Annotated in this window: 10 protein-coding genes and 2 pseudogenes; 7 read left to right on the plus strand and 5 right to left on the minus strand. The window is 70.8% G+C overall.

The genetic code is table 11. The features are described 5' to 3' along the window. Window positions 1–132 precede the first annotated feature (132 nt). The 3 genes and pseudogenes from BHU15_RS41440 to BHU15_RS20755 form a co-directional block, all read left to right on the plus strand. Window positions 133–426, plus strand: a pseudogene (locus BHU15_RS41440) (transcriptional regulator); the annotation flags it as partial. Window positions 427–428: 2 nt separating this feature from the next. Next, a pseudogene (locus BHU15_RS41445) lies at window positions 429–957 on the plus strand (ArsR/SmtB family transcription factor); the annotation flags it as partial. A gap of 77 nt (window positions 958–1,034) precedes the next feature. Further along, on the plus strand, window positions 1,035–2,051 hold the full coding sequence (locus BHU15_RS20755; protein ID WP_069628572.1) for a glycoside hydrolase family 6 protein: 1,017 nt from the start codon (window positions 1,035–1,037) through the stop codon (window positions 2,049–2,051). A 17-nt stretch (window positions 2,052–2,068) separates the two neighbouring features. Here BHU15_RS20755 and glxA read toward each other — a convergent pair whose 3' ends face one another. The 4 genes from glxA to BHU15_RS20775 form a co-directional block, all read right to left on the minus strand. Beyond that, complete coding sequence (gene glxA, locus BHU15_RS20760; protein ID WP_069628573.1) at window positions 2,069–4,027, minus strand: radical copper oxidase GlxA; 1,959 nt, start codon at window positions 4,025–4,027, stop codon at window positions 2,069–2,071. Between the two features lie 3 nt (window positions 4,028–4,030). Continuing rightward, the gene (locus BHU15_RS20765; protein WP_069628574.1) at window positions 4,031–5,797 is read right to left on the minus strand and encodes a glycosyltransferase family 2 protein; all 1,767 of its coding nucleotides are present in this window, start codon (window positions 5,795–5,797) and stop codon (window positions 4,031–4,033) included. A 491-nt stretch (window positions 5,798–6,288) separates the two neighbouring features. Beyond that, the gene (locus tag BHU15_RS20770) at window positions 6,289–6,582 is read right to left on the minus strand and encodes an MTH1187 family thiamine-binding protein (RefSeq protein ID WP_069628575.1); all 294 of its coding nucleotides are present in this window, start codon (window positions 6,580–6,582) and stop codon (window positions 6,289–6,291) included. Further along, window positions 6,579–6,923 carry a DUF3817 domain-containing protein gene (locus tag BHU15_RS20775; RefSeq protein WP_069628579.1) on the minus strand — a complete coding sequence of 115 codons (345 nt, stop codon included), beginning with the start codon at window positions 6,921–6,923 and terminating at the stop codon, window positions 6,579–6,581. Before BHU15_RS20775 ends, BHU15_RS20770 begins: the two co-directional genes overlap by 4 nt. A gap of 137 nt (window positions 6,924–7,060) precedes the next feature. Between BHU15_RS20775 and BHU15_RS20780 the strand changes: the two genes are divergently transcribed. From BHU15_RS20780 to BHU15_RS20795, 4 genes are all read left to right on the plus strand, one after another. Continuing rightward, the gene (locus BHU15_RS20780) at window positions 7,061–7,699 is read left to right on the plus strand and encodes an AIM24 family protein (protein WP_031229498.1); all 639 of its coding nucleotides are present in this window, start codon (window positions 7,061–7,063) and stop codon (window positions 7,697–7,699) included. Beyond that, on the plus strand, window positions 7,699–8,349 hold the full coding sequence (locus BHU15_RS20785) for an AIM24 family protein (protein ID WP_069628576.1): 651 nt from the start codon (window positions 7,699–7,701) through the stop codon (window positions 8,347–8,349). The genes BHU15_RS20780 and BHU15_RS20785 overlap by 1 nt, the downstream gene beginning before the upstream one ends. Beyond that, complete coding sequence (locus BHU15_RS20790) at window positions 8,346–9,125, plus strand: AIM24 family protein (protein ID WP_069628577.1); 780 nt, start codon at window positions 8,346–8,348, stop codon at window positions 9,123–9,125. Before BHU15_RS20785 ends, BHU15_RS20790 begins: the two co-directional genes overlap by 4 nt. A 105-nt stretch (window positions 9,126–9,230) precedes the next feature. Beyond that, the gene (locus tag BHU15_RS20795) at window positions 9,231–9,707 is read left to right on the plus strand and encodes a MarR family winged helix-turn-helix transcriptional regulator (protein WP_069628578.1); all 477 of its coding nucleotides are present in this window, start codon (window positions 9,231–9,233) and stop codon (window positions 9,705–9,707) included. On the opposite strand, the gene BHU15_RS20800 is transcribed toward BHU15_RS20795, so the two are convergent. Further along, window positions 9,657–10,458, minus strand: an 802-nt coding sequence (locus BHU15_RS20800; protein WP_255293162.1) for a sensor histidine kinase, incomplete at its 5' end; no start/stop codon positions are given. The genes BHU15_RS20795 and BHU15_RS20800 overlap by 51 nt on opposite strands. Between the last annotated feature and the right edge of the window lie 257 nt (window positions 10,459–10,715).

The raw sequence follows: 10,715 nt of genomic DNA on the forward strand, positions 1-10,715 counted from the left end.
GGACGGCGGTCGGGGCGGCTCGTCGGGGGCGGGGTTCGGGCTCGGCATGAGTCGCAGCCTCGCCCGGGGCGGAGCCCGGATCTAGACTTTCGGTTCCAGCCGAATCTTCCGTACGGGAGCGAGGGAACCACCGTGGCGTTCCAGCTGCACTTCGGGGAGCTTGATCTGCTCCGTTGCCGCTTCGCGCTGTCGCCCCTGTGGGAGACGCAGGAAGCCGTCCGCACCCTCGCGCGGCCCGAGCGGCACGGGTATCACCTGCCGTGGCTACGGCGGATCAGGAGCGCCGCCGAGGGGATCGATCTGCGGCCGTTGTGGCTGTTGATGCCACGCGTGGGACACAACCCGGACTTCTTCTGCCCGCCGCCCGAGAGTCCCGTCGTCACCTTCGCCGAGGAGATCGCCCTGGTGCGGTCCACTCCCCCGGAGNNCCGGCTGCGCGCGCTGCTCGAAGCCGACATCGCCTATCACTCGCGGCGCCTGGCCGAGGTCGGATTCGGGCGGCTGCTGGGCGAGTTGAGCCCCCGGCTCGCCTGGGCGGACTCCACGCTGACCGTCGGCGGCAAGCGCGGCGCCTGGCGGCGGGACCTCGGCGGGCGCGGTCTCGTCCTCATGCCGAGCGTCTTCACCTGGCCCGATGTCATCGGCGGGCACGAGCCGCCCTGGCAGCCCGCCGTGATCTATCCGGCGCGTGGCATCGGCGGGCTGTGGACGGAGGCCGCCGACCGTACGCCGGACGCGCTCGCCCGGCTGCTCGGCCGGGCCAGGGCCGACGTCCTGTGCGCGCTCGACGAACCCGCCGGGACCACGGCGCTGGCGCACCGGCTGGGCCTCGCCCCCTCCTCCGTGTCCTCGCATCTGGCGGTGCTGCGCGACGCGGGGCTGCTGACGTCACGGCGCCACTCGCACCAGGTGCTGTACGAGCGGACCCCGCTCGGGATCGCGCTGGCGGTGTCGTAACACCACGGAACGTGACCGTTATGTCACGATTGGCCGGTCCTGTGCTTCTCCAGTCGTCAGCCGGTCAAGGGGGCTGGATGTCCAGCCGCGCACGCCACAGCATCGCCGCCGTCCTCACGCTCGCGCTGGCCCTCGCCGGCTGCTCCGGCGGCTCCGGCTCCCCCGCCGGCGACGAGACCCGCGCCCCTGCCGTACGGGGCGAGGCCGCCCCCACCGCGGGGTCCCCGTTCTGGGTGGACCCGCAGAGCGACGCCGCGCGCCAGGTCGAGCAGTGGCAGTCCCAGGGCCGTACCGAGGACGCCAAGGTGCTCAAGCGGATCTCCGAGCGCCCCGTGGCCGAGTGGCCCGCCGGTGACGACCCCGTGCCCGACATCCGCCGGGCCGTGAAGGGCGCCGCCGGGAAGCGCACGGTGGTCCTCGTCGCGTACAACATCCCGCACCGCGACTGCGGGCTCTACTCCGCCGGCGGCGCCAGCGACGGCCAGGCCTATCTCGACTGGATCAACTCCTTCGCCGACGCCATCGGCGACGCGCGCGCCCTGGTGATCCTGGAGCCGGACGCCGTCTCCCACCTCGTGGACGGCTGCACCCCCGCCGAGTACCACGGGGAGCGCAACCAGCTGCTCTCGGAGGCCGTCGACCGGCTGAAGCGGCAGCCGGGCACCAAGGTCTATCTGGACGCCGGCAACCCGGCCTGGATCAAGGAGCCGTCGAAGATCGCCGAGCCGCTGCGCACCGCCGGTGTCGCCAGGGCGGACGGCTTCTCGCTCAACGTCTCCAACTTCCAGACGGACGAGGCCGTCAAGGCCTTCGGCACCCGGCTGTCCGGACTGCTCGACGGCGCCCACTTCACCGTCGACACCAGCCGCAACGGCGAGGGCCCCCTCCCCGGAGAGCGGGACGAGTCCTGGTGCAATCCGCCGGGCCGGTCGCTCGGGACGCCGCCGACCGCCGAGACCGGTGACGCCCTGGTCGACGCGTTTCTGTGGATCAAGCGGCCCGGCGACTCCGACGGGCCGTGCCGGGGCGGCCCGTCCGCCGGTACGTGGTGGCCGGACTACGCCCTCGGGCTCGCACGCCGCGCGGGCGCGTAACGCCTGTCAATCCGCGCCTACTTCACCTGGATCCACTTCGCCTCCGACGACACCCCCGCCGTGTCCGTCACGAACAGCATGTACCAGCCAGGCGGCACCAGCGTCGGGTCCGACGGCACGTCCACCGTCACCGAGCCGCCCCGCTTCGTCATCCCGAGGTCGATCGAGCGCTGCTCCACGTCCGTGCTGTGCGTGACGGCGCTCGGCCGCATCAGCCGCGCCTTCGCGATCCGCCGCGAGTCGTCCGTACGGAAGGTGGCGCGGCCGTTCTGGTCCAGCTCCGCCGGCCCCTCCCCCAGCACCGGCCGCTGCTTCGCGCGCGCGCCTTCCAAGGAGGGCGGCGTGTAGATCTCCACCCGCTGCTCGAACGTGCCGAGTTTGGTGTTGTCGGCGTCGTCGAAAAGCGGGTCCGAGCCGAAGGTCGCCACCCGCCCGTCGGGCAGCAGCAGCGCCTCGGAGTGGTAGTTACGGCCGACGGTCGGGTCGGCCGCCTTGGTGAAGGAGTTGGTCTTCGGGTCGTAGAACTGCGCCTTGAGGATGTCGGACGCGCTGCGCCCCCGGTAGTCGGACGAGCCGCCGCTCGTGAAGACCGTGTCGTCCGGCATGATCACGCTGCTCAGGTAGCGCGTCCCCTGCGGCAGGTCCGGCCCGGCCCGGAAGGCCGGGCTCTCCTCCTTCAGGTCCACGATCGCCGTACGGGCCGTGGACTTGGACGACTCGCCGACCCCGCCGCCGCCCATGACCATCACCTTCTGGTCCTGCGCGGGCGGCAGCACCAGCGACGCCGACGTCTCCGTCCGGTCGAGCTGTGTGAGCCCCTCGACCTTCGTGAAGATGTTCCGCTTGAGGTCCCACAGGCCCGGCTGCCGGCCGGCCGTGGCGGGACCGTAGCCCGCGTTCGACCCCGAGTAGAAGACCTTGCCGCCCTTGGTGAGGAAGAGCGCGGGGTACGTGGGGAAGTAGCGCGTCGGGCCCTTGGACCACTTCTTGGACCTGGGGTCGTAGATCTCGTTGTCCCCGGTGAGCACCGCGCCGACGTCGTCCAGGCCGGAGACGGCGAGCACCCGGCCGTCCTGGAGGGTGACCAGCGTCGGGTACCAGCGGGCCTCCTTCATCGGGTCGACGGGTACGTACCGCTCCGCGACCGGGTCGAACTCGTACGCCGCCTTGATGCCCTGGAAGTCCTGCTTCTCGGTGGTCAGCTTCTGCGCCAGGCCGTAGTAGTTGTCCGCGTCCTTGCCCTTGAGGCCGACGATCTCGTACTGGGCGGCCTCCGTCGTCAGCGCCCGCGGCCCCTTGGACACGGCCTCCACGAAGACCCGGGCCTCGCCCGCCGTGACCTTCGTCTTCCAGGGCAGCATCCGGCCGCCCTTCGCGTAACTGATCTTGAAGTCGCGCTTCGCCTTGGGCACGGTGACGTCGAACTTGCTCACGTACTCGACACCCGACGGCGAGCGGAAGCGGGTGCCCTTCTTGAAGGTCCGCGCCCGGTCGGGGCTCTCGTTCTTCACCCGCATCCCGCCGCCGGCCCGCTCCACCTCGCCGTCGAGGACCTCGTAGCGCGCGGTACCGCCGGCCACCAGCAGCCGCCCGTCGGGGAGTTGGGAGTGGCCGGAGCAGAAGAAGTCCTCGGGGGTGGGGATCTTCTTGTACGAGTTGTCCGCCGGGTCCCACAGCACCGTGTCGAAGGTACCGGCGTCGAACTTCTCCTGGCTGTTGCCGGATCCGGCGATGAGCAGCACCTTGCCGGTGTGCAGCAGCGCGGCGTGGATCGCGTTGGTGCGGTACTCCTTGGGGACGTCGAGCACCTCCCAGGAGCCGTACCGCGCCTTGTAGCCGGGCTGCGCGATCTCGTACGCGTGGTACTTGTCCGTCGCGAAGGAGATGGCCGCCGGCGCGTTGAGCGACATCAGCACCACCACCGCTCCGCCTCCGAGCAGCGTCTTCTTGAACTTGCGCGAGGGCCGGTAGGCCATGGCTCAGTTCCCTCCTGTCGTCGTCGTGGCGAGTGCGGGCTCCGGCTGCTCGGGACCGTCCTCGGTGGCCGGCGCCGGGACGGGCGCCCCGGCGCGGCGCTCGCGCAGGGTCGTCCAGCTCCAGACGGCGACCGGGGCGAGGGAGATGACCAGGGCGAGTACGGCCCAGGTGCGCATCGCGGCGTGGGTGTGGCCGAAGTGCACGGACGCGGCGAGTGACGTCGTCAGTACGACGGCCCAGAACAGGTGCACGCGGAACGTCATGGGGCGGTCCGCGCTGGTCTCACCCCCCTTGGGGGTGACCACGAACCGGCCCTTGGTGCGCAGCACCGCCGAGCCGAGCGACCTGAGGTAGATGGGCGCGCACAGCGCCGACATCGCCATGCCGGCGAGGCCGCCGGAGCCCTGGGGCTCGTGGGGGGAGACGTTGTGGCGCCGGTTCCAGAGGTAGAGGCCGATCTGGAAGGCGGCGGCGTCGCTGTAGAGCATCAGCCACAGCGAGGACGACACCTGGGTGCCGGAGGCGCCGAGCCAGAGGAACAGGACGCAGCTGAGGATGCCGAGGAGCCAGTTGATCGCGGTCATCGGGTAGTAGACGAGCATCAGCGTGTAGCTGAGGAGCCGGCCGGGCGGCAGCCGGAACAGGGCCTTGCCGTACTGCTTGAGGACCGTCTCGTAGGTGCCGCGCGACCAGCGCAGCTGCTGGGTGAAGAAGTCGGTCCAGGAGGCGGGCCCCTCGCCGACGGCGAGGACGTCGGGGGTGTAGACGGACCGCCAGAAGCGTCCGGTCAGCGGGTTCTTCCTGCGGTGCAGTTCGAAGCCGGTGGCCATGTCCTCGGTGATGGAGTCGTACAGGCCGCCGACCTGCTTGAGGGCGGTGATGCGTACGGCGTTGTTGGTGCCGACGAACATGGGCGCGTGGTAGCGGTTGCCGGCCCGCTGGATCAGCGCGTGGAAGAGGAACTGCTGGGACTCGGCCGCCTTGGTGACCGCCGTGTCGTAGTTGCCGTACACCTGCGGTCCGACGACGAAGGCGACGTCAGGGTCGCGGAAGAAGCCCAACATCCTCTCCAGGAAGTTGGGCAGTGGTACGTGGTCGGTGTCGACGGAGGCGAAGAAGTCGTAGTCGTCGCCGTACATCGCGAGCCAGGCGTTGTAGTTGCCGTGTTTGGTACGGGCCTTGTGGACGCCCTGCTTCCGGTTCCACTCGGGCACACCGAGGCGGCTGAAGTGACACACCCCCAGCTCCCGGCAGAGCCGCCGGGCGGCCGGATCGTCGCCCTCGTCCAGGAGCCAGACGTCGAGGGGGCCGCGGTGGCGCAGCCGTACGGCACCTTCGAGGGTGGCCCGCAGCATGGCGAACGGTTCCTTGCCGGGAACGTACGTGGTGAGGAAGGCGACGCGGGTGCCGACCTCGGCGACGACGGGGACGGGGTCGCGGGCGACGAGCGTCGCGTGTGCGATGGAGGCGACGTTGACCAGCATGAAGAAGGCGATGAGCCCGATCGACACGAGCATCACGGTGTCGAAGGCGACCAGCCAGCGGGCGCCGCCCTCGCGCTCGGTCCAGTGGGTGGGCCAGACGAGATAGACGAGCAGCACCCCGGAGAGCAGCGGCGCCATGACCATCAACACGACGGCCCGCACCCGGTGCGGCTCCTGCGCGAGCAGACTGCGGTACCGCACCCGGTAGACGGCACCCCGATCCGGCTCCGTCAGCGGACCGGCGAGAGCGCTGTGGGTGTCGTAGTCGTAGCTGTCCGGCCGCACGGTGCCTCCAGCAACTCCAGCGATTCGGCGAGATCGATATCCTCAGAAAACGGGATATACCCCGGCGTGTCGACTGGAGTCGTCCGTGCGAGTGGCGGTAAGGGGCGCGGAAGTGGGGGCGGTGACGGCGGATCTGACGGGGAGCCGGGCGGCGCGGAACGGGGGGCACGGCGGCGGGCGCCGGACCCCGGGCGTCAGTCCCGGTGGGCCGGTGGGCGACCCCGGAAGGCCGGGCCGCGCGGAGCGAGGGCCGCGGCGGCACCGGCGACCGACGCCCACGCCCGGGCGTCAGCCCCGGCGGCCCCGCGGCCGGCCGATGGGACCTGACGGCGGAACAGGACCGGCCACGCGGCGGACCGCTTGCGGTCAGGCCGGTGGGCAGCCCAGGAAGGCCGGGCCGCGCGGAGCGAGGGCCGCGGCGGCACCGGCGACCGACGCCCACGCCCGGGCGTCAGCCCCGGCGGGCCCGCGGCCGGCCGCCCGGCACGGCGTCAGGTGGAGAGGTGCCTCTCCAGCGTTTCCACCTTCGACTGGAGGCCGTTCGTCACGCCGGGGCGGATGTCCGCCTTCAGGACCAGGGAGACGCGTGGCGCGCGGGACTCGACCGCGGCCACCGCGCGCCTGACCACGTCCATCACCTCGTCCCACTCACCTTCCACCGAGGTGAACATGGCGTCGGTGTGGTTCGGCAGACCGGACTCGCGTACGACGCGGACGGCGTCGGCCACGTACTCGCCCACGTCCTCGCCCACACCCAGCGGCGTGATGGAGAAGGCGACGATCACGCGCTGACCGTGCCCTCGCGGCGGGCGCGGGAGGCGATGACCTCGGCCTCGGCCTCGCGCCGGAGCTTGCGCTCGGCGAAGAAGCCGCCGGCCGGCAGCACCGACAGCACGAAGTACAGCGCGGCCGTGCCGAGCGACCACTTCACGCGCCTCCACGCGTCCAGCCAGAAGATCACGTACACGACGAACAGCAGCCCGTGGATCGCGCCCATCACCGGCACGGCGTTGAAGTCCGTCGTGCGCTTGAGCACGGAGCAGACGAGCAGCAGCAGAAACGACACGGCCTCCGGCGCCGATACCAGGCGGAGACGGTGGAGGGATGAGGCGGTCTTGATGTCCACGAGGCAGGCACCTTCGTCGTCGGGGGGCGTCGCGATCACCGTGCGCGTGATCATCTTGTGAACGCGTGCACAAGCGGCCTCCCATTGTGGCATCAGGCTTTGCCCGCTTTTTATCCGGGTCCGGCTATCTTCTGCCTGTGGCTCAGTTCCGACTCCAAGGCAGCAAGGTGCTCGCCGTCGACATGACGGGCGACTCCGTGCGGGCGAAGAACGGCTCGATGGTCGCCTACGACGGCCGGATGGCGTTCAAGAAGTTGTCCGGTGGCGGTGAGGGCATACGGGGCATGGTGACCCGGCGCCTCACCGGCGAACAGATGGTCATGATGGAGGTGAAGGGCGAGGGCACCTGCTTCTTCGCGGACCGCGCGAGCGAGATCAGTCTCGTCGCGCTGCACGGCGACAAGCTGTACGTGGAGTCGAGCAACCTCCTCTGTACGGACGGCGGGCTGCGCACCGGCACCAGCTTCACCGGCCTGCGCGGCGGCGCGAGCGGCAACGGACTGTTCACGACGACCGTCGAGGGCACCGGCCAGGCGGCGATCATGTCGGACGGCTCGGCCGTCGTACTGCGGGTGACACCCCAGTACCCGCTCTCCGTCGACCCCGGCGCGTACGTCGCGCACCAGGGCAACCTCCAGCAGCACCTCCAGTCCGGCGTGAACTTCCGCACGATCATGGGCGAGGGCGGCGGCGAGGCCTTCCAGATGCGCTTCGAGGGCGACGGGCTCGTCTACGTGCAGCCGAGCGAGCGCAACACCGTCGGGGGCGATGTCTGATGCCGTTCCGGGAGATCAACTCGAAGGTGGTCGAGGCGTCGGTGGCGCCCGGCCAGAAGATGTTCAGCCAGCGCGGCGCGATGCTCGCCTACCGGGGCGACGTCACCTTCACCCCGAACATCGCCGGCGGCCAGGGCGGTCTGATGTCGATGATCGGCCGGCGCGTGGCGGGTGAGGCGACCCCGCTGATGACCGTCGAGGGCAACGGCACCGTGATGTTCGGTCACGGCGGCCATCACATCCAGGTGATCGGACTGTCCGGCGACACCCTGTACGTGGAGGCGGACCGGCTGCTCGCCTTCGACGGGTCGCTGGAGCAGGGCACGATGTTCATGGGCGCGCAGGGCGGTGTGATGGGCATGGTGCGCGGCCAGGTGACGGGCCAGGGCCTGTTCACCACGACCCTCAAGGGCCACGGCTCGGTCGCGGTGATGGCGCACGGCGGGATCATCGAGCTGCCGATCGGCCAGGGCCGTACGGTCCATGTCGACCCGCAGGCGTACGTGGCCCACCACGGCGACGTACGGAACAAGCTGTCCACCGCCGTCGGCTGGCGCGACATGGTGGGCCGGGGCTCGGGCGAGGCCTTCCAGCTGGAGCTGAGCGGCAACGGTGCGGTGTACGTCCAGGCGTCGGAGGAGAAGCTGTGAGCGCGCCCGTGACCTTCGACCCGACGACTCTGCCGAGCGACGACAACGTCAACGCGTACACCTTCTGCGTGGAGCTGAAGGGGAGCCAGTGGTTCCTCCAGAAGGGCAAGATGATCGCCTACTACGGGCGCATCGACTTCAACGGGATCGGGCACGGCCGGCTCGACCGGCTGGTGCGCAGCAGCTTCCACTCGCCGCTCCACGCGGCGGACTGGGTGGTGGCGGAGGGCAGCGGGAAGATGCTGCTCGCCGACCGCGCCTTCGACGTCAACTCCTTCGACCTGGAGGACGGGAATCTGACCGTCCGGTCCGGGAATCTGCTGGCGTACGAGCCGTCCCTGGCGCTCAAGCAGTCGATCGTGCCGGGCTTTCTGACCCTCATCGGTACGGGGAAGTTCGTGGCCGCGTCGAACGGTCCGGTGGTCTTCATGGAGCCGCCGATCCGGGTCGACCCGCAGGCGCTGGTGGGCTGGGCGGACTGTCCGTCGCCGTGCCACCACTACGACCACGCCTATATGACCGGCGTGATGGGCGGGCTGCGCGCGATGAGCGGACTGGGCGGTTCCTCGGGCGAGGAGCATCAGTTCGAGTTCGTCGGGGCGGGTACGGTGCTGCTCCAGTCCAGCGAGGCGCTGATGGCCGAGACGGCGCGCGGTGTGGTGCCGGGCGAGCCCGGCGTACCGGGCGGCGGCGGTGGCCAGCCCGCGGGGCAGCCGGGCGGTGTGCCCAGGATGCCGGGACAGCTGGGCGATCTCCAGCGACGCTTCGGGCTGTGAGCGGTAGTCTGCGGAGTGTGACCTCGAACGTGTGCGCCTTTTCTGTGCCCCGAGTCACACTCGCCGACTTCGTCCAATTTTCAACTTCTTAGGTAGAATTCATATATGGAGACCGAGACGGCCACTCGCTGGCTGAACGACGCGGAGCAGTGCACCTGGCGCACCCATCTGGACGTCAGCAGACTGCTGATGCACCAGCTGGAGAAGGACCTCCAGCCGTTCGGACTGACCAACAACGACTACGAGATCCTGGTCAACCTCTCCGAGGCCGAGGACCGGCGGCTGCGGATGAGCGACCTCGCCGCCGCCACCCTCCAGTCCAAGAGCCGTCTTTCGCACCAGATCACCCGGCTGGAGACCGCGGGCCTGGTCCGCCGCGAGCACTGCGAGTCCGACCGCCGCGGCCTCTTCGCCGTCCTGACCGATCAGGGCATGGAGACGATGCAGAAGGTCGCCCCGCACCACGTCGCCTCCGTACGGAAGCACTTCTTCGACCTGCTGCCGCCCGAGGCGCTCACCGCGCTGAGCCAGTCACTCACGCCGGTCGCCGAGCACCTGCGCGGGCGCCGCGCCAAGAGCTGACGCACCGGTGGGGACCGGCCGCTCCGGGTCCCGGCCGGCGGCGGGCAGGCGCAGCTCGAACAGCGCGCCACCCGCCTCGGCACGGCCGACCTCCAGCGTGCCGCCGTGCCGGTGTGCCACGTCACGGGCGATGGCGAGGCCCAGCCCCGCGCCGCCGTCGTCCCTGCTGCGGGCGTCGTCGAGCCGTACGAACCGCTCGAAGATCCGCTCCCGCTCCGTCTCCGGCACCCCCGACCCGTCGTCGGCGACCGCGAGCACCACCTGGCCGCCCTCCCGGCGCACCGTGGCGCGTACCTCCCCCGCCGCGTGACGCTGCGCGTTGTCCAGCAGATTGCCCAGCACCCGCGCCAACTGACCGCGTGAGCCCGCCACTTCGACGCTGCCCCGCACGTCCGCCGTCACCGGGATCCGGTCGGTCGAGCGCTGCGAGACCTCCTCACGCACCAACGCGGCCAGATCCAGCCGCGTACGCCCCGCCTGCTCCCCCGCGTCCAGCCGGGCGAGCAGCAGCAGGTCGGCGGCGAGCTGCTGGAGCCGTACGGTGTCGGCCACAGCGCCCGGCACGTCCAGCAACTCCGGGTGCGCCTCGCCCACTTCGAGCTGGGTGCGCAGCGAGGCGATCGGGCTGCGCAGCTCGTGCGAGGCGTCGGCGACGAAGCGCCGCTGGCGGTCGACGGAGGCTTCGAGCGCGGTGAGCGTCTCGTTGGTCGTACGGGCCAGCTTGGCGACCTCGTCGTGCGTCTGGGGCTCGNNCGCCCGGACGGCGCTCTGCTGCGGGGCGAGCGAGGAGCCGGTGAAGACGGTGTACGGGCCGCCCGCGACATCGCTGACCCGGCGCTCGGAGAAGACATAGTCCACGGTCCTGCCGTCGACGGTCGCGCTTCCGGTGCGGTGCTTCACGGGCGCGGAGACCCTTCCGTCGTCCGGGGCGCCGGGGGGCGGGGCGTCGTCGTCGCTGTCGTCCCCGCTGTCGTCGTCGCCGCCGCTGTCGTCATCGTCGTCGTCACC

Origin of the sequence: Streptomyces niveus, from assembly GCF_001723055.1 — a bacterium.
GTDB classification, from domain to species: Bacteria; Actinomycetota; Actinomycetes; order Streptomycetales; family Streptomycetaceae; genus Streptomyces; species Streptomyces niveus.

What these genes read in the sequence shown, in the direction of transcription:
- BHU15_RS20785 (WP_069628576.1), top strand. Translation starts at nt 7,699, where the DNA reads ATGCCGTTCCGGGAGATCAACTCGAAGGTGGTCGAGGCGTCGGTGGCG.
- BHU15_RS20755 (WP_069628572.1), top strand. Translation starts at nt 1,035, where the DNA reads ATGTCCAGCCGCGCACGCCACAGCATCGCCGCCGTCCTCACGCTCGCG.
- glxA (WP_069628573.1), bottom strand. Translation starts at nt 4,027, where the DNA reads ATGGCCTACCGGCCCTCGCGCAAGTTCAAGAAGACGCTGCTCGGAGGC.
- BHU15_RS20795 (WP_069628578.1), top strand. Translation starts at nt 9,231, where the DNA reads ATGGAGACCGAGACGGCCACTCGCTGGCTGAACGACGCGGAGCAGTGC.